The 18,495-nt window shown below is 34.1% G+C and carries 19 protein-coding genes and 1 pseudogene; 8 read left to right on the top strand and 12 right to left on the bottom strand.

Going from position 1 to position 18,495, the window contains the following annotated elements; all coding sequences use genetic code 11:
* Positions 1-5: 5 nt before the first annotated feature.
* From RT250_RS07870 to RT250_RS07860, 3 genes are read right to left on the bottom strand one after another with little or no spacing between them, the layout of a single operon-like run.
* Positions 6-539 (bottom strand): RsmD family RNA methyltransferase, encoded by a 534-nt coding sequence (locus tag RT250_RS07870; RefSeq protein ID WP_313113702.1) that lies wholly within the window; start codon positions 537-539, stop codon positions 6-8.
* Positions 539-1,393, bottom strand: a complete 855-nt coding sequence (locus tag RT250_RS07865; protein ID WP_313113701.1) for a DUF3822 family protein — start codon at positions 1,391-1,393, stop codon at positions 539-541. Before RT250_RS07865 ends, RT250_RS07870 begins: the two co-directional genes overlap by 1 nt.
* Positions 1,338-2,000 carry a hypothetical protein gene (locus tag RT250_RS07860; protein WP_313113699.1) on the bottom strand — a complete coding sequence of 221 codons (663 nt, stop codon included), beginning with the start codon at positions 1,998-2,000 and terminating at the stop codon, positions 1,338-1,340. Before RT250_RS07860 ends, RT250_RS07865 begins: the two co-directional genes overlap by 56 nt.
* 127 nt (positions 2,001-2,127) lie before the next feature.
* Between RT250_RS07860 and RT250_RS07855 the strand changes: the two genes are divergently transcribed.
* The 5 genes and pseudogenes from RT250_RS07855 to RT250_RS07835 all read left to right on the top strand — a co-directional run bounded on the left by RT250_RS07855 (position 2,128) and on the right by RT250_RS07835 (position 6,654).
* Positions 2,128-3,558 carry an ATP-dependent DNA helicase gene (locus tag RT250_RS07855; RefSeq protein ID WP_313113696.1) on the top strand — a complete coding sequence of 477 codons (1,431 nt, stop codon included), beginning with the start codon at positions 2,128-2,130 and terminating at the stop codon, positions 3,556-3,558.
* Positions 3,559-3,648: 90 nt separating this feature from the next.
* Positions 3,649-4,227, top strand: a complete 579-nt coding sequence (locus RT250_RS07850; RefSeq protein WP_313113695.1) for a DUF4126 domain-containing protein — start codon at positions 3,649-3,651, stop codon at positions 4,225-4,227.
* A 52-nt stretch (positions 4,228-4,279) separates the two neighbouring features.
* Positions 4,280-4,987 (top strand): annotated as a pseudogene (gene kdsB / locus RT250_RS07845) (3-deoxy-manno-octulosonate cytidylyltransferase); the annotation flags it as partial.
* A 48-nt stretch (positions 4,988-5,035) separates the two neighbouring features.
* Positions 5,036-6,097, top strand: coding sequence for an iron-containing alcohol dehydrogenase family protein (locus tag RT250_RS07840; protein ID WP_313113920.1), 1,062 nt, complete (start codon positions 5,036-5,038; stop codon positions 6,095-6,097).
* Positions 6,098-6,150: 53 nt separating this feature from the next.
* On the top strand, positions 6,151-6,654 hold the full coding sequence (locus RT250_RS07835) for a 1-acyl-sn-glycerol-3-phosphate acyltransferase (RefSeq protein ID WP_313113692.1): 504 nt from the start codon (positions 6,151-6,153) through the stop codon (positions 6,652-6,654).
* 111 nt (positions 6,655-6,765) lie between these two features.
* Here RT250_RS07835 and RT250_RS07830 read toward each other — a convergent pair whose 3' ends face one another.
* From RT250_RS07830 to gcvT, 5 genes are all read right to left on the bottom strand, one after another.
* Entirely contained in the window at positions 6,766-7,488 is a 723-nt protein-coding gene (locus tag RT250_RS07830) for a YebC/PmpR family DNA-binding transcriptional regulator (RefSeq protein WP_313113690.1), read from the bottom strand.
* Between the two features lie 173 nt (positions 7,489-7,661).
* A complete protein-coding gene (locus RT250_RS07825; RefSeq protein ID WP_313113688.1) occupies positions 7,662-7,943 on the bottom strand; it encodes a 4a-hydroxytetrahydrobiopterin dehydratase in 282 nt (93 codons plus the stop codon).
* 36 nt (positions 7,944-7,979) lie between these two features.
* Positions 7,980-8,837 carry a sugar nucleotide-binding protein gene (locus RT250_RS07820; RefSeq protein WP_313113686.1) on the bottom strand — a complete coding sequence of 286 codons (858 nt, stop codon included), beginning with the start codon at positions 8,835-8,837 and terminating at the stop codon, positions 7,980-7,982.
* Between the two features lie 22 nt (positions 8,838-8,859).
* On the bottom strand, positions 8,860-9,774 hold the full coding sequence (locus tag RT250_RS07815) for a glutaminase (RefSeq protein WP_313113684.1): 915 nt from the start codon (positions 9,772-9,774) through the stop codon (positions 8,860-8,862).
* Positions 9,774-10,856, bottom strand: coding sequence for a glycine cleavage system aminomethyltransferase GcvT (gene gcvT / locus RT250_RS07810; RefSeq protein WP_313113682.1), 1,083 nt, complete (start codon positions 10,854-10,856; stop codon positions 9,774-9,776). The genes RT250_RS07815 and gcvT overlap by 1 nt, the downstream gene beginning before the upstream one ends.
* Before the next feature lie 221 nt (positions 10,857-11,077).
* Here gcvT and RT250_RS07805 point away from each other — a divergent pair, with 221 nt between their 5' ends.
* Together RT250_RS07805 and RT250_RS07800 are read left to right on the top strand one after the other, a co-directional pair.
* On the top strand, positions 11,078-12,439 hold the full coding sequence (locus tag RT250_RS07805) for an NAD-dependent succinate-semialdehyde dehydrogenase (RefSeq protein ID WP_313113680.1): 1,362 nt from the start codon (positions 11,078-11,080) through the stop codon (positions 12,437-12,439).
* A 60-nt stretch (positions 12,440-12,499) separates the two neighbouring features.
* Positions 12,500-12,889, top strand: a complete 390-nt coding sequence (locus tag RT250_RS07800; RefSeq protein WP_313113679.1) for an acyl-CoA thioesterase — start codon at positions 12,500-12,502, stop codon at positions 12,887-12,889.
* 97 nt (positions 12,890-12,986) lie between these two features.
* Here RT250_RS07800 and fumC read toward each other — a convergent pair whose 3' ends face one another.
* Positions 12,987-14,372 (bottom strand): class II fumarate hydratase, encoded by a 1,386-nt coding sequence (fumC, locus tag RT250_RS07795; protein ID WP_313113677.1) that lies wholly within the window; start codon positions 14,370-14,372, stop codon positions 12,987-12,989.
* A 250-nt stretch (positions 14,373-14,622) separates the two neighbouring features.
* Here fumC and RT250_RS07790 point away from each other — a divergent pair, with 250 nt between their 5' ends.
* Entirely contained in the window at positions 14,623-14,796 is a 174-nt protein-coding gene (locus tag RT250_RS07790) for a hypothetical protein (RefSeq protein ID WP_165148063.1), read from the top strand.
* A 190-nt stretch (positions 14,797-14,986) separates the two neighbouring features.
* Here RT250_RS07790 and RT250_RS07785 read toward each other — a convergent pair whose 3' ends face one another.
* The 3 genes from RT250_RS07785 to RT250_RS07775 all read right to left on the bottom strand — a co-directional run bounded on the left by RT250_RS07785 (position 14,987) and on the right by RT250_RS07775 (position 18,491).
* A complete protein-coding gene (locus RT250_RS07785) occupies positions 14,987-17,482 on the bottom strand; it encodes a TonB-dependent receptor (protein WP_313113675.1) in 2,496 nt (831 codons plus the stop codon).
* Between the two features lie 117 nt (positions 17,483-17,599).
* Complete coding sequence (gene arsC, locus RT250_RS07780; RefSeq protein ID WP_313113674.1) at positions 17,600-17,941, bottom strand: arsenate reductase (glutaredoxin); 342 nt, start codon at positions 17,939-17,941, stop codon at positions 17,600-17,602.
* Between the two features lie 70 nt (positions 17,942-18,011).
* Positions 18,012-18,491 (bottom strand): hypothetical protein, encoded by a 480-nt coding sequence (locus RT250_RS07775; RefSeq protein ID WP_313113672.1) that lies wholly within the window; start codon positions 18,489-18,491, stop codon positions 18,012-18,014.
* Positions 18,492-18,495: the final 4 nt, after the last annotated feature.

The following is an 18,495-nucleotide window of genomic DNA, read 5'->3' as shown; positions in this document are numbered from 1 at the left end:
TGGTATTAGCTGAAAAAACTAAATACATTTCCACCGTATTTCCTAGCTTCAATAAAGTGACTTTTTTTAGAAAGATCATTCATTTTTGAATGTTCAATAATTAAAACTCCTTCTTCAGCTAAGAGATTCTTTTCAAAAACAGTTTTCACAATATTTTCTAAATCCGATACCTCAAAGTCGTAAGGTGGATCGGCAAAAATTACATCGAACTTCCCTGATGCCGATTCTAAATATTTAGAAACATCAGATTTAATAGCATTTATAGGAAATTCAAATTCTTCTGATACCTTGTTTATATATTGAATACATCCAAGATGTGCATCAACAGAAGTAATATTAGGAACAGCACGGGACGCAAACTCAAAGCTGATATTTCCAGTTCCTGCAAATAAATCTAAAATATTGAGTTCATCAAAATAATACCGAACCCGAAGTATATTAAAAAGTGCTTCCTTAGCAAAATCGGTTGTAGGACGAACGGGAAGATTTTTTGGTGCGGTTAATCTTCTTCCTTTATGAGTTCCTGAAATGATACGCATTATAATGTGTTTTGTAAGATAAAGTGACGGTGTGTACTAATTTCTGAATCTAAATTAATTTCAGACACTTCAGTTTTTGCAAAGTCGATATTTCGAATATAGGTATATGCAATTTTGTAACTGTCATCATCTTCATCAATTTCACCTAAAAGTGTTACAGGTAGGGTATCAGGATTTAATTTTAATTGCTCCATACAGAAAAGCGTGTAATAAATAAAATCTTCTGGAGTTCTATAATTATAACTGTTGCAAAGCTGAAGTTGACCATCTTTAAGAACAATACAGTCGAAATTATTTTTTTGAAAATTTAGAAACATTTTTGGAAGGGAATACCTTTCCTTTTCTAAAATTGCCTTCAACAATATTGAAGTAGCGTGGTAATAATTGAAACTCCCGTACTTTTCAAAAAAATAGTTGTTGATATTCATAAACGGAACATAAACCACCACAATGTCGTGTTTTTCAATTACATCGTGAGCCATATAATCGTTCGCTAGAATCTTTGAATTAAATTTCAGGTATTCACTAGCTTTTGTTTCATCAAAAATAGGGGCGGGAACAAGACTATAGATAGGCGTGGAGTAAACCACTGTCACTTCGGAAAATGAAGAATTTAAAATGTTATTTTGTGACATAATGGATTCAATATCCATTAACAATTCTTCTGGAGTTGTACTGTGGTCTAACGTTTTTTCGATAAAGAAAACAGTTTCCTCACTTTTGGGATTTGTAACCAAAAAAGAAAGCCCGTTCAAAGATACTTGAACGGACAGTCTATATTGTAAATTATCTTGTATGTTATCTGTCTGTCCCAGCATCGTAGATTTTCGGCCAGTTTCCAGAAGTATTAACATCTTCTAATGATCCTACTTTAATATCAGGACCGTTTACACCATCAACAGATTGTGTTTGTTTTTCCTGGATTAAAAGGTCTTTATCTAAATCGCCTAAAATTACATCTTTAGAAACTTTAGCTTCAAACACTGAGTAAGATGCGTCGTTTTTATCGATAGTTCCAGATTTAAGATCAAACTTTGCGTTTACACCTTCTACAGGTACATTCATCATAGTTTTGTATCTATCTGAATTTTTAAAGAGTGAATCTTTAACCGGCTTAAATCCTAAAGTATCAATCAATGATTTCTCGATGAAATATCCTGATTCAATACCAAAAGCCTTATTTTTAGCAACATCGGCGTAACTGGTATCACGACGTTGAGTAATTGCAAATTTTGCAGTATCAATAAAACTAACCAAACTGTCCCAATCTCCTGTAAAGTTCCCAGTAATTTCTTTGTGTGCAAGCTCTGCAGCTTGAATATCTTTCAAGTTTTTAATTACTTTGGCGTAACGCTCTTCTTTAATTTTATTAAATTCTACAGGTCCCATTATAGAGCTCCATAATTTCCAACCAAGGAACACGATTACAATCCAAAGAACAATCTGAATTACTGATTTCATTATTGATAATATTAAATGTTGATTTATTTAAAGGTCTATCGCAAATCTACAATTTTTTTTTGTTCGTAAAAGTATATTGCCAAAAAATCATACCTATCTTTGAAACTCTCAATGATAGTAGTGAACAATGAATGTATCAGAATATTACAATTTTTTAAAAAGCGATTTTCCACACAATACAACTCCAAAACAAGACCTTGCGCTGCAATTGTTGGCGAAATTCGTGTTAAGTACGAACAAAAATGAAACATTTTTACTCAAAGGATATGCAGGAACAGGGAAAACTACCATAGTAGGAGCATTAGTAAAAAATCTTTCAAAGGTTAAAAAGCGAGCTGTGCTTCTAGCCCCAACAGGAAGAGCTGCTAAGGTTATTAGTAATTACTCCAAGAAACAAGCGTTTACAATTCACAAAAAAATATACTTCCCTAAAAGTAATAAAGGCTCTGTTTCCTTTACATTACAACAAAATAAACATCGCGATACCATATTTATAGTTGATGAAGCTTCAATGATTCCCGATATTAATCAGGACTCTAAACTCTTTGAAAATGGTTCTCTTCTAGACGATTTAATGCAATACATTTATAGTGGAGCTAACTGCAAGCTATTGCTAATTGGTGATTCTGCCCAGTTACCTCCTGTACACCTCGCTATAAGCCCAGCATTGGACTCGCGAGTGTTAGAGATGCAATACGATAGAGAAGTAATTTCGATAGAACTAGACGAGGTGGTACGACAACAAAAAGATAGCGGTATCTTAGAAAATGCAACAAAAATTCGTGAACGACTGGATGATGAGCTTTACGAGGCATTTAAATTTTCTGGTGAGAGTTTCCCAGATGTAATCCGCCCAATAGATGGGCAGGAAATCATGGATGCTATTAATGATAGTTATTCAGCTTTAGGAAATGAAGATACAGTAATAATTGTACGCTCAAATAAACGTGCAAATCTTTATAATCAAAATATTCGAGAACGAATTTTATTTCAAGATTCCGAATTATCATCAGGGGATTACTTAATGGTGGTGAAGAATAATTATTTTTGGGTTGATAATACTAGTGAAGCTGGATTTATAGCTAATGGTGATATTGTTGAAATTTTAGAAATTTTCGCTTTTAAAGAATTATACGGTTTCCGTTTCGCTGAAGTAAAAATGCGTATGGTTGATTATCCAAATATGAAACCTATTGAAACTGTGTTATTGTTAGACACACTAACGTCTGAATCTCCTTCCTTAACCTATGATGAGTCTAATAAACTCTATCAAGAAGTGATGAAGGATTACGCAAATGAAAGTTCTAAATACAAGAAATTTTTAGCGGTAAAGAAAAACAAGTATTTTAATGCCTTACAAGTGAAATTTAGTTATGCTATCACATGTCATAAATCGCAAGGGGGACAGTGGAAAACGGTTTTTGTAGAACAGCCATACTTGCCCAATGGTGTTGATAAAGAGTATTTACGATGGTTATACACTGCAGTTACTAGAGCCCAGGATAAATTGTATTTAATAGGCTTTAAGGATGAGTTTTTTGAGGAGGAAGTTTTTTAAAATATAAATTCAAGAAATAGAAATTAAACTTATGGTGTTCGTAACTTAGTATTTAAGATTTGTTGCGAATAACCTTAGATATTATTAAAAATGGAAACTTTTGAAATTTTATTAAGTGCTTTTTTAGGAGTCGGTCTCGCAGCAGCTGTTGGGTTTCGGGTTTTCTTGCCATTATTAGTTTTAAGTTTAGCCGGATACTTCGACATTATTACTCTAAACGAAAATTGGGAATGGGCGGGAAGCCTTACAGCAGTTATTACAATGGGTGTTGCCACCTTATTCGAAATTTTCGGGTACTATATCCCTTGGATAGACAATTTACTAGATACCATAGCTTTGCCACTTGCAACTTTAGCAGGTACTGCAGTAATGGTTGCTACAGTTACAGATTTGAGCCCGGTAATTACTTGGGCTTTAGCAATTATTGCTGGAGGAGGAACTGCTGCTGCCATAAAAGGAAATACTTCTGCGGTAAGGCTTACTTCGAGCACGACAACTGGCGGAATTGCAAACCCAGTTTTAACTACAGTGGAAACAGGAACTTCTATTGTTATGGCGGTGGTTTCTATATTCTTACCTATTTTAGCAATTGTGTTAGTGGCATTTTTGTTTTTTATAATTTTTAGATTTTATAAAAAGCTTCGTAAAAAACGTCTGCCACGAGCATAAACTTCTTATTTTTGATTTCATTTTAAAAACTTCCAATTTGAAAGTAATAGCGATGATTCCCGCACGATATGGTGCGTCCCGATTTCCTGGTAAATTAATGCAAGATTTAGGTGGAAAACCTGTAATTGTAAGAACTTATGAGGCGACAAAGGCTACAAACCTTTTCGATGAAGTATATGTAGTTACCGATAGTGACATTATATTTCAGGAAATTGAAAGTTATGGTGGAAAAGCCATAATGAGTATTAAAGAACACGACTGTGGTAGTGATAGAATTGCCGAAGCCGTTGAAAATATGGATATCGATATTGTTGTGAATGTTCAAGGTGACGAACCCTTTACAAATAGTGAGGTTTTGGAAAAAGTTTTAGCCGTTTTTGATGGCCCAGATGCCGAGAAGATCGACTTAGCTTCTATAATGACCGAAATCCACGACTGGAAAGAAATCAACGATCCAAATACAGTTAAGGTAATTGTAGATAAAGATAATTTCGCACTTTACTTTTCTCGCTCTCCAATTCCATACCCTAGAGATAAAAATGTAGCCCTACAATATTATAAACACAAAGGGATTTACGCTTTTAGAAAACAAGCTATTTTAGATTTTTATCGATTGCCTATGCGCTCATTGGAAGCCGCAGAAAAAATTGAATGCATCCGATACTTAGAATATGGGAAAAATATAAAAATGGCTATTTCAAATACCTCAGGTGTTGAAATAGATACTCCTGAAGATTTGGCTAGAGCGAATAAATTGCTACTAGAAAATAAACAAGTTAGCGTAAACAATAAATTTAGAAACTTCCCAATGGTGCCGAAGGTAATCTTTGGGGAAGGATGTTTTGATCAGTTAACTTCAATTCTTTCTTCTCATAAAAAAGACAAGGCTCCATTTATTTATTTAATTGATGATGTTTTTGAAACAAATACTGAGTTTATAGACCGAATTAACCTTCGATTTAATGATAAATTAATTTTTGTTTCAGCAGCAGAAGAACCTAAAACTGCTCAAGTTGATAAACTGGTGAAGGACATTAGAAGTGAGTTTACCAATTTGCCTTCAGGTATTATTGGGATAGGAGGAGGAACCTTGTTAGATTTAGCGAAAGCTGTTTCAATTATGCTTACTAATAAAGGGAGTGCTGCCGATTATCAAGGGTGGGATTTAGTTAAGAAAAAGGCTATATATCATGTAGGAATTCCAACTATTTCCGGAACAGGAGCCGAAGTTTCTCGTACAACAGTGCTCACTGGGCCTGTTCGTAAACTCGGAATTAATAGTGATTTCACTCCTTTCGATCAAGTAATACTCGATCCCGAACTTACACAAGGGGTTTCTAAAAATCAGTGGTTTTACACAGGTATGGACTGCTTTATACACTGTGTAGAATCGTTAAATGGCACTTTTTTAAATGCGTTTAGTCAGAGTTATGGCGAAAAGGCTTACGACCTTTGTATGGAGATTTTCTTAAAGGAAGATTCTCTTTCTGAAGCACAATCTCGCGCTAAGCTTATGATGGCTTCATGGCATGGTGGTATGAGTATAGCATACTCTCAAGTGGGGGTAGCTCACGCAATGAGTTATGGCCTAGGTTATGTGTTGGGAACTAAACACGGCATCGGAAATTGTATAGTATTTAATCAATTGGAAGAGTATTACGGTGAAGATGTTGTTCTTTTCAAAAAAATGGTTGAAAAACACGGAATAGAAATTCCTCAAGCTGTATGTGCAAACCTCTCTGATGAACAAATGGAAACAATGATTAACGTTGCTATGAGCATGGTGCCGCTTTGGGAAAATGCTTTTGGAGAGGCATGGCAATCAATTGTTACCCCAGAAAAATTGAAAGAATTATACTTAAAAATGTAACCTTACTTTAGCACCTGTATATGGGAATTGCAAAATTTGTTTTTTATAAAATAATGGGATGGCGGATTGATGGTGCCTTTGACCCAAAAGTTAAAAAAGCCGTTATTATTGTTGTACCACACACTAGTTGGCACGATTTCTATATTGGTTTATTTATAAGAAGAATTACAAAGGTTCAGATTAACTATATAGCCAAGAAAGAGCTTTTTAAGTGGCCATTTGGTTGGTATTTTAAATGGACTGGTGGAGCTGCATTAGATAGAACTCCTGGGCAAAATAAAGTGGAAGCGATTGCAGAAATCTTCGAAAAGAAGGATGAATTTCGTTTGTCGTTGGCACCCGAAGGGACGCGTAAAAAAGTTGAAGAATGGAAAACGGGATTCTATTATATTGCTATGAAGGCAAACGTTCCTATAATATGTATTCCTTTTGATTGGGGTAAGAAAACTGTAACTATTAATGAACCTTTTTACCCAACGGGCGATATTGATGCAGATATGGTTCACCTAAGAAAATATTTTGACGGCGTGATAGGGAAGGAGCCTGAGCTGTCCTAGTTAAAAGATTTTATTGATAATGTAACTTTATCAATTAGTTACAAAAAAAGTCGAGAACACTATTAAATTTAGCGTTCTCGACTTTTTTAATGTTTAATTTATTCGAAAAAATTAATCTTCAGTAGCTTCTTCCATAGTGTGATAAACATTTTGGACGTCATCATCTTCTTCTATTTTTTCAAGAAGTTTTTCTACATCGGCAACTTCTTCAGCATTTAGTTTTTTGGTTACTTGTGGAATACGTTCAAATCCAGAAGAAAGAATTTCTATATTTTTATCTTCTAAATACGATTGTATTGCACCGAAACTTTCAAAAGGTGCGTAAATTATAATACCATCTTCATCTTCAAAAATTTCTTCTAAACCGTGGTCTATTAATTCTAGCTCAAGTTCTTCAATATCCATTCCTTCAGGATTTATACGGAAGTTACAAGTGTGATCAAACATAAAAGATACAGAACCAGAAGTTCCTAAACTCCCGTCACACTTATTAAAGTAACTGCGAATATTGGCAACAGTTCTGGTGTTGTTATCGGTAGCTGTTTCAATTAAAATTGCAATTCCGTGTGGAGCATAGCCTTCAAAAAGAACTTCTTTATAATCGCCTAAGCTTTTATCACTCGCTCTTTTAATAGCGCGTTCAACATTGTCTTTAGGCATGTTTACAGACTTGGCATTTTGTATTACTGCACGAAGTCTGGCATTGGTATCTGGATCAGGACCTCCTTCCTTTACAGCCATTACAATATCCTTTCCAATACGAGTAAAAGCTTTGGACATCGCAGACCAACGCTTCATTTTTCTTGCTTTTCTAAATTCGAAAGCTCTTCCCATTTCTTTACTTCTTTAAATTGTGTTTTAATTAATTCACCTTAAGAATGAATCGAAAAATTGATACTTCAAATATAAAAAAACCAAAAACCAAATTTCAAATAAACTCCATTTTTATAAGAACAAAATCCAAGGAGTTTAAAGTATTATTTAGGGTCCGTTTTAAGGGCTAAAGTTTACCCAATAAGTTCGTCAATAATTCGAGCAAGCTCAAAATCTTTTTCTGTTACACCATCTGCATCGTGCGTAGATAAATAGATTTCTAACGAATTGTAAACATTACTCCACTCAGGGTGATGATTTAATCTTTCAGCTTCAAAAGCTATTCTTGTCATCGAAGTAAAAGCTTCTTTAAAATTTTCAAATTCGAAAACTGCGTGAAGTGCTTCTTCACTATATTCCCAGCCTTCAAGATCTTTAAGCTTTTCTAATATTTCATTTTCTGATAATGCTTTCATAGTTGTAATTTTAGTTTTAAATAAATGTACGATATTTTACCGTATAGACATAATCTCTTCGTTTAAACCAGATTCATCAATTACTTCTGCAACAGCTATTTGATAGGGTTCAGGTAATTGATTTACCTTTGGAAGAATTGCGTTATAGCGGTCTTCATTACTGTTAAAAACACTCTTAAAGATAGGCATTTTATCACTTATTTTTAAAGTTATCTCTCTGATGAGATCTTCGTGATGTACCATATCTTTACTCGATAAATGAAATATACCCTCCAGTGAGTGATTAACGATATAGTGAATTTGCTGACACACCTTATCTATAGTAGTTGTTGTAATTATAAGATTCGGGAAAACTTCATATGTAGCCTTATGTCGAATACATTGACGTAAATGAACTACTTCAGGCGAATTAACCCCTAACACCATTGGTAGCCTTAAAATTGCGGATTGTTGCGGAATAGTTTCTAATAACAGCTTTTCAACTGCAATTTTAAACCTCCCTGAGGGAGTTTCAGACAGTGTTAAATCGTTTTCATATGATGGATGTGAAAATTTACCATCAAAAACTTCAGCAGAAGAAATATATAAAACCGAACAATCCTCGTGAAGCTGGGTATAATTCACCATTTGTTGATATGCATCAAAAAGTCTTTTATAATCGCCAGAAATGGCCGAAATTATTACAGTAGGCTTTATTTCATTCAGCAATAAAAACAAGGAGTCTTCTTCCACGCAGTATTTAAAGAACACTTGATTCTCAGAAAAAGCGCCTTCTTGTTTACAGTAAGTGCAATACACTTCGTAATAGGACAGAAGTTCTTTATAAATTTCATACCCTATAAAACCGCTACCTCCAAGAATTAAAATACGTTCTTTCCCTTCTTTTTTCCTCATTAAATTCCGTTTCAACCTCTTTTTAAAATATAGAAAGCTTTGTTTTAGTGGTAAACTGCTCTAATGCCTGCATCCCGAAATATGAATTTCCTTGTGGATTTAAGGCTGGTGCCCAAGTTGCGATTGTAAAACAATGGGGTAGAAGTGCCACTATTCCGCCACCAACGCCACTTTTTCCTGGTAATCCAACTTCAAAAGCAAATTCACCTGCTTCATCATAAAAACCGCAGGTTAACATAATTGCATTAATTCTTTTTACCTGACTTGGTGTTAAGTGTAGCACGTTTTTTAAACACTTTCCTTTATTGGCATAAACGAAAAAAGCATTAGTAAGTTGTTTACAACTCATCATTATTGAACATTGATGAAAATAGAAATCTAATACATCATCAACATCATTTTCAAGGTTTCCAAAGGACTTTAAAAGGTTGGCAGCCGCATAATTATTATAGCCTGTTTCTCTTTCAGACTCTGCAACTTTATCATTATAGTTAATGGAATCGTCGTGAGCCATTTCGCGTACAAAATTTAAAAAATCTTCTTTTGGATTTTTTAAATTGGAAAGCAAAACGTCAGCAACTACAATCGCCCCCGAATTTATTAAAGGATTTCGAGGAATTCCATTTTCAAGTTCCAAAAGGGAAAGATGATTAAATGGATTCCCCGAAGGTTCTACATCAACACGAGTAAGAAGTTTATTTCCAATCAACTGAAATGCTTTTGATAAGGAGAATACTTTAGAAATACTTTGAATTGAAAATTTTTCCAAAGCGTCGCCAACAGCATAGTCTTCACCTGTAATTAACTGTAGGTGAATTCCTAGCTTGTCTTTTGGAATCTTGGCCAATTCTGGGATATAACTAGCTACCTCACCTGTATCTTCAGTTTTTTTAAGTGATGTAAATATTTCTTCTAAAATAGCTTGATAATCCAACATTAACCTTTGTAAAACGGAGTTTTGACAACTTTTGCTGCAACTGGTTTATTTCTAATTTGGATGAATATTTCAGTTTCTGGAGCACTGTTTTTTATAGTTACATATCCCAATCCAATCGATTTATTTAACGAAGGTGCCATTGTTCCACTGGTAACGCTACCGATGGTGTTTCCATCTTTATCAGCAATTTCATACCCTTGTCTTGGAACTCCACGGTCTATTAATTCAAAACCAATAAGTTTGTTTTTTATACCTTCTTCTTTTTCTTTTTTCAGATTATCAGAATTAATAAAGTCTTTGGTGAATTTTGTAATCCATCCCAATCCAGCTTCTAGTGGAGAAGTTGTTTCATCTATATCATTTCCGTATAAGCAGAAGCCCATTTCTAATCTAAGTGTATCACGAGCAGCTAAACCAATTGGCTTGATACCATAATCTTTTCCAGCTTCAAAAACTTTATTCCAAATTTGTTCTACTTCACTGTTTTTACAGTAAATTTCGAAACCACCACTTCCTGTATAACCAGTAGCACTGATGATTACGTGCTCAACCCCAGCAAAATCAGAAATTTTGAAGTTGTAAAATTTAATAGCACTCAAATCTTCTGAAGTTAACGATTGCATGGCTTCAATTGCTTTCGGCCCTTGAATAGCTAAAAGTGAATAATCATCCGAGATATTTCTCATTTCGGCACCCATAGTGTTATGCTTTTCTATCCAAGCCCAATCTTTGTCGATATTAGATGCGTTTACTACAAGTAGATACTCTTCGTCTTTAATTTTATAAATAATTAAATCGTCAACTATACCTCCTTCTTCATTTGGAAAGTAGCAGTATTGAGCTTTTCCATCTGTAAGTTTAGTAGCATCGTTACTGCTTATTTTTTGAATTAAATCCAAAGCTTTTGGACCTGTAATCAAAAATTCGCCCATATGCGAAACATCAAATACACCCACGCTATTTCGCACAGTTTCGTGCTCAGCTTTTACTCCTTCGTATGAAACAGGCATATTATAACCTGCAAATGGCACCATCTTAGCGCCTAATTGTTCGTGTATGTGTGTAAGTGCAGTGTTTTTCATTTTAAAAATGTTTTTATTTCTTTATTCTAAAGCATTGCTTTAAATAGAGATATTGATAAATTTTTTAATATTATTCTTAATAATGCATTTTTCACAAATGTATTATAATAGGCGCAAAGGTAATGAAAGTTTGAAAGCTTTATTTTCAATATTTTTCTCGTTAAAATAGTCTTAATCGCTTACTCATTCTCTATGTTTTCAATACTTTTAAAACAAAAACAATGGCCGTTACTGTTTCCAAAAATCCATATAATGGAGATGAATTAAATTCCTATAAAAATCACAGCAAAAAGGAAGTTTTAGAAATAATAGACAATGCGGATAAACGCTTTTATAGCTGGCGAGAAGTTCCATTTAATAAACGCCAAAAACTAATGCTTGCAGCGGCTGCAGAAATGAGGTCTAATAAGCACGAATACGCCGAAATGATGACTTTAGAAATGGGAAAACCTATTTCTCAAGCAGAAGCAGAGGTTGAAAAATGCGCATGGGTATGCGAATATTACGCTGAGAATGCCGAAAATCATCTTCAAAATAAGGTAATTAAAACCGATGCTTATAAAAGTTATGTGAGTTATGAACCCTTAGGTGTAGTTCTTGCTGTAATGCCGTGGAATTATCCATTTTGGCAAGTTTTCCGTTTTGCCGCTCCTGCTTTAATGGCTGGAAATATCTGTGTTTTGAAGCACGCTTCTAACGTATTTGGATGTGCTTTGAATATTGAAAAGATATTTTCACGAGCTGGTTTTCCTGACAACTGTTTTACTACATTATTAATAGGGAGTGATGCCGTAGAAAAAATAATTGAAAATAAAAAAGTAAAAGCTGTCACACTTACTGGAAGTGGGCCAGCAGGTTCTTCGGTTGCTTCCCTAGCAGGTAAGAATATTAAAAAAACAGTACTAGAATTAGGGGGTAGCAACGCATTAGTTGTAATGAAAGATTGTGATATTGAAAAGACTTTGGAAACATGTGTTCAAGCGCGTTTTCAAAATACTGGACAGAGTTGTATTGCTGGAAAAAGATTGATTGTAGATGAATCTATTGCTGAAGAATTTGTTGAAAAACTAGTTGTTAAGGTAAAGGAATTAAAAAGTGGAGACCCTTTAGATAAAGAAACTTATATAGGAACTTTAGCAAGAGAGGACTTGGCTAAAGATATTGAGAAGCAAGTAAATGATTCTATCAAGGCTGGAGCGAAGCTTGTAGTAGGAGGTAAGCGAAAGGGTGCGTATTTTGAACCCACTGTTTTGACGAATGTTACCGAAAACATGGCAGTGTTTAAGGAAGAAACATTTGGGCCTGCTTTGTCTGTTACAACTTTTAAAACGATTGAGGAAGCAATTGATCTCTCTAATAATTCTCGATTTGGATTAGGAGTTTCGCTATTTACAGAGAATATAGAAGCTGCAGAGAAGATTATCCATAAATTTGATGAAGGTGCTGTTTTTATAAATGAATTAGTAAAAAGTGATCCGCGATTGCCTTTTGGTGGAATTAAAGAAAGTGGTTACGGACGAGAGCTAAGCGCCGATGGAATAAAAGAATTCGTAAACAGAAAAACAGTATATATTAAAAAATAAAAACCTACTAGATTTGATTTGTAGGTTTATTTAAATAACCAACCTAAATTATATTAAAGAATGAATTTTCACACACGAAAATGGATTAAGCCAGAAGATTTAAATCCAAACGGAACATTGTTTGGCGGTCGTTTACTACAATGGATTGATGAAGAAGCAGCTTTATATGCAATTATACAATTGGAAAACCCGAGAACAGTAACGAAGTTTATAAGTGAAATTAACTTTGTGAGTTCTGCTAAAAAAGGGGATATAATTGAAATAGGGCTAGAACCGAAATCTTTTGGAAGAACTTCATTAACACTTGCCTGCGAGGTTCGAAATAAAATGAATCACGAAGTAATTATTAGTATCGAAAAAATTATAATGGTGAGTTTGGACGAGAAGGGGGTGCCAACACCTCACGGAAAAACACAAATTGAATTTGTTAAAGATAGACTAGCTAAATAAATCCATACCATTTCAAAAATGTCTTAGTCTAAAAACAAACCCCGTAGCTAATACGGGGTTTGTTGTTTAAAACATTAAGTATTTGTGATAATAATTATTACACCATATCTTCTGGTCTTACCCATTGGTCGAATTCTTCAGCAGTAGTATAACCTAAGTTTACTGCTTCTTCTTTTAAAGTTGTTCCGTTTTTGTGAGCTGTATTAGCGATTTCTGCAGCTTTGTAATAACCAATTTTGGTATTTAATGCAGTTACAAGCATTAAACTGTTGTTCAATTGTCTTTTAATAACTTCATAATTAGGTTCAATACCTTGTGCACAATTTACATCGAATGAAACACAAGCATCTCCAAGAAGTTGAGCAGATTCTAAAAAGTTTGCAGCCATAACTGGTTTAAATACGTTAAGTTCAAACTGACCTTGCATACCACCAACGGCAATTGCCATATCGTTTCCTATTACTTGAGAGCAAACCATTGTTAAAGCTTCACATTGTGTAGGATTTACTTTGCCTGGCATAATTGAAGAACCTGGTTCGTTTGCTGGAATGTTGATTTCTCCAATTCCACTACGAGGTCCACTAGCAAGCATTCTAACGTCGTTAGCGATTTTGTTTAATGAAACAGCCAATTGTTTTAAAGCCCCGTGACTTTCTACAAATGCGTCGTGAGCCGCTAATGCTTCAAATTTATTTTCAGCAGTTACAAAAGGTAAACCTGTAAAGTCAGCAATATATGATGCAACTTTTACATCGTATCCTGTTGGAGTGTTTAATCCAGTTCCAACAGCAGTTCCTCCTAAAGCAAGTTCAGCTAAATGTGGAAGTGTATTTTTTAAAGCTTTAACTCCATATGCTAATTGAGCTGCATATCCACCAAACTCTTGCCCAAGCGTAAGAGGAGTAGCATCCATAAAGTGAGTACGACCAATTTTTACAACATCTTTAAAAGCATCTGCTTTTTCAGCAAGTGTTTTTTGAAGTTGCTCAACACCTGGGATTGTTGTTTCGATTAACTTTTTGTAAGCTGCAATGTGCATTCCCGTTGGGAAAGTATCGTTTGATGATTGCGATTTGTTTACATCGTCATTTGGCTGAAGTGTTTTTTCACCTTCTCCAATCGTTTTTCCAGCTAATTGGTGCGCGCGGTTTGCAATTACTTCATTTACGTTCATATTACTTTGCGTACCACTTCCTGTTTGCCAAATTACTAATGGAAACTGATCGTCGTGTTTTCCTGCTAAAATCTCATCACAAACGGTTGCAATAAGGTCTCTTTTTTCTTCCGGAAGAACTCCAAGTTCGCAGTTAGTGTATGCTGCTGCCTTTTTAAGATATGCGAAGCCGTAGATTATCTCTAGAGGCATTGAAGCACGTGGGCCAATTTTAAAATTTTCGAATGAACGCTCTGTTTGTGCGCCCCAAAGTTTATCGGCAGGTACTTTTACCTCGCCCATAGTGTCTTTCTCTATTCTATACTGCATTGTAATAATTTTTATAATGAATTAATTATTGTTTAAAATAGCAGAGTTACGACTAACTCCTTAAATACTTGATTTTGAATTTATTTTAATACGAGTGAATAAGATGGTAAATTTGCTTCAAAGATAACGAAAAGCAAAAAGTTGGTCAACCCGCGCAGCTGTTTATTTCCTGTGAATAAAACTAAAAGTTTTGTTGTTGTTTTTAAAAAAAACGTACTATCTTTGAACTTTCAATTAAAAATAATATACCATGTTTACTTTTGAGCAATTTTTAGGTTTCATCGCTGTTATGACTGTAGTTACCATCGGATTTTGGTTGATGATTTTTTTGATGGGAATACTACCTTATTGGATTGGTGGTGCACTTCAAGAAAATTTTAAAAATAAACGTGAAGAAAAGAAAAACAAACAATTGAATAAGTAGTTTTTCTGTACTATATAATTTAAAGGGAGCTTTATAAAAAGCTCCCTTTTTTTGTTTCTACCTGTTAAGGGTGAATTAGATAACTATTAATTGAATAATAAAATGAATACTTAATTATCTAATTGGAATTTAAAAACACAAAAAAAGGGAAGCATTTTGGCTCCCCTTTTTTATTACATTAGACATGGATTTATCCTTCAAATCCACCTTCGTCAAATCCACCACCACTGCCGTTAGGACGTTGACGTTGTTTCTTCTGGTTGAAACGATAAGTGAATGTTAAATTAACTTGTCTAGCTCTCCACTGAAATTCACTTTCACTAGTAAATGAGCTTGTAGTAGTTAAACTATTTCTTTTACGTGTATTAAGTAGGTCACTTACATTTAAGGATAAAGTACCATTGTCATTAATGATATCTTTACTAATAGCCATATCTACAGATAAGATTCCGTCACTTTCCGTTTGCGAGTTATTTCTAGGACCACGGTAGAAAGCATTGGTTTGCCATTCAATTTTTGCAGGTAATTTTATTTTACTGCTAAATCTTCCAAAGTAACTAACATCTTCTGTTCCGTAGTCTACCCCATTGAAAAACCCTTCAGACTTAAACATAAAGTAATTGAAGCTTCCGTTAAGTGTAAGCCACTTATTAGGGTTGTATAATAAACCTGCTTCAAAACCATATCGTTTGTTGGTAGAAAGGTTAATAGGTAAGGTGCGAATAATTGGAATCCCGTTACTTGTAGTTTCTCCTGTTTCTTCTTGAACTCTTTCAAAAGAATCTGTTTCGTGTTGATAGTAAACAGAACTAGATAATGTTAGCTTTTTCCAGCTCTTTAAATATCCCAAATCGAATGCACTAGAGTAGGCAGGGTCTAGGTTAGGGTTTCCTTGAAATACGTTGGCTTCACTTGAACGAGAAGGAAACGGATTGATAAACCAGTGTCTTGGACGGTTAATACGTCTGTTGTATCCAAGTGTAATATTTTCACGGTCACCCAACTCGTAAGTCAAGTTAACTGTTGGAAAAAGTCCTGTATAATCTTTATCGAAGTTTAGGTTGATAGGTGAATTGGTATCAACATTTTCGGCATCTACACTACCTTTTAGTTGCGTATTTTCAAGACGTAAACCTAATAAAAAGGAGAATTTCCCAAACTTATTTCCGTACTGAGTGTAGAAAGCATGTACATTTTCTTCGTAGTTGAAAATGTTAGAAAGACTATCATTTCTTTGATAAACACCAGAAATACCGTTTTCTTGCAATAAGGTGTAATCTGTAATTGTCTCTTCAAAACTTCCACGGTAACCTGCTTCAAATTGTGCATTTTCACCTATTGGCAATACGTAATCCGCTTGTGCTAAGTATTCTCTATCTGTTCTTTTTTGAAGAATATTCTCAGAGGGAAGTGTAATGAACTCTGGGAATAAACGATTTTCGGTAATTAATGAATTTTCATCGTCCTTTCCGTAGTCGTATTGAAAATCGGCAGTTAATTTATGTCCGTTGTCATTAAAGTTATTTACATAATTTAATGAGAATTGATAGTTAGAATCGTCTTCTCCTTCGTATTCAATTCTTCTTATTTTCTCTTCAGTTTCGTTGTTGTTTTTGTTAAGCGTGTTGTTTGTTGTAACATCATCTCCCGTTCCTTTTCTGTAGAACCCACTTGCAGTAATAGAAGACTTGTCGTTGATAAAGTACTCAATTCCCAAGTTAGTGTTAAAGCCTTTCCCCATTCTGTCGTAATCTCTACGCTCTATCACTTGATCGAAAGTTGGGTCGACAGTTACAGGATTTCCATCACTATCAATAAAATTGCGTGAAAAATAATTATTATCGAAATGTGCTTTTCCCGGAGCTTTTCTGTAATAAACACCTGTAGTATTAAAGATATTGAACTTATTAGTTCTAATATTTATGTTACCTGAGGCATTACTATTTGTAGGTACACCGATAGTAGTGCTAATAGAACCATTTACACCTAGAGTTTTTTCTTTTTTAAGAATGATGTTTAGGATACCTGCAGTTCCTTCTGCGTCATAACGAGCCGATGGAGAAGTAATAACTTCAACCCTTTCAATAGCTTCGGCAGGTAATTGACGTAAAGCATCGGTAGAGCCAAAACCAGCAATAGCGGAAGGCTTTCCATTAATTAAAATTCGAACGTTTTCATTTCCTCTTAGCGCAATTGCTCCATCTACATCTACAGTAACCGATGGCACGTTGTTTAATGCGTCACTCACTGAAGCACCTCCTGCAGTAAGATCTTTCCCGATATTGTATATTTTTTTGTCTAGCCTTATTTGTACCTCCGTAGTTTCGGCACGTACAACTACTTCGTCTAAACTTGCTGCGTCTAAATCAAGTTTTACGGTAGGAAGAGTGGTGTTTTTTGTAAAATTTTGATTTTTTAATTCTTTAGTTTTATATGAAATAAATTCAAACCTCACTGTGTAAACTCCAGTAGGAACATCAATTTTATAGTTTCCATCTAAATCGGTAATGCCACCTGTTACAGTTTTACCTTCTCTATTTATAAAAGAAACAGTAGAATATTCTAAAGGGTAATTTGTACCTTCTTCAAGAATGGTTCCCTTAATGGTAACTTGTTTCTTTTCAGAGGTTTGAGCTATTATGTTATAGCTGATAAACAAAAATAAAATGGGCAATAAGTATTTCATGAGTAGGATTAAAAAATTAACTCACGAAAATAATATTGTTAGAGTTGAATTCTGCTAATTTTCTGTTAATAAAAGCCGCGGAAAAGCCCGTTAATGTTAAACTATAGTAGTTTTAGATTAAAATAACTCTAGGATATTTTCTGGTGGTCTGCCGATTACTGCTTTTGTACCTTTTACAGCTATAGGTCTTTCAATTAGTTTTGGATTTTCAATCATAGCATCGATAATCTGCTCGTCGGTAAAATCTATGTCTTTAAAATTTTCTTTCCATACCTGTTCTTGAGTGCGAACTAGCTCGATTGGTTTAATACCTAGCAATTCAATAATCTGTTTTAACTCTTGTTTTGAAGGAATGTCTTCGAGATATTTTACAACTTTAATGGTTTCACCTTTTTTTTCAAGAAGTTGCAATGCTTGTCTAGATTTACTACAACGAGGATTGTGATATAATGTGGTCATTTTTCTTTAAAATTTAATATTTTCATGTTTTGTAAAAATAATAGAAATAAAAATTGAAACTAAATTTATGTTATCTATGTAGTAGTTCTTCGATTTCCATTTCATAATCATATTGCAAGTCTTCGTGAAGGGTAGCTATTTTTTTCTGAATGTAATCAATTTGTCTTTTGTAAAGATTGGAAAGTGTTGTATTTCGCTTAATAGAGGGTTTAAAATCCTTTAGTTTATGACAAAAATAAAGCAATAATTCAACCTCAGTTTCTTTATTCTGAGAATAGCGAATAAACTTTTTAATCTCTCTCAGGATTTTCCGAACGCTTTTTTTAATAAAGTAGAAGGTTTTAGTTTTTATATTTTCAAAATCATCATCTATTTTGGTTTTTATACTTCTTATAAAAGCTTCTTCATTAGCAGATTCAAATAATAAATAGGTGAGTAGCTCTTTATTTTCTTTCTTAAACTTAGAAAGCCTAAGGCAAAGTTCTAGTAGTTCTTGAGTAGAACGATGATTAAGTTCGGTTTTGATTTCCTTTAGGCTGGCGGCTTTCATATTA

Source organism: Aequorivita sediminis, from assembly GCF_032080575.2.
Taxonomy (GTDB): Bacteria; Bacteroidota; Bacteroidia; order Flavobacteriales; family Flavobacteriaceae; genus Aequorivita; species Aequorivita sediminis.
The sequence above is the reverse complement of the archived record's forward strand: the minus strand, read 5'-3'. Positions and strand labels throughout refer to the sequence as shown.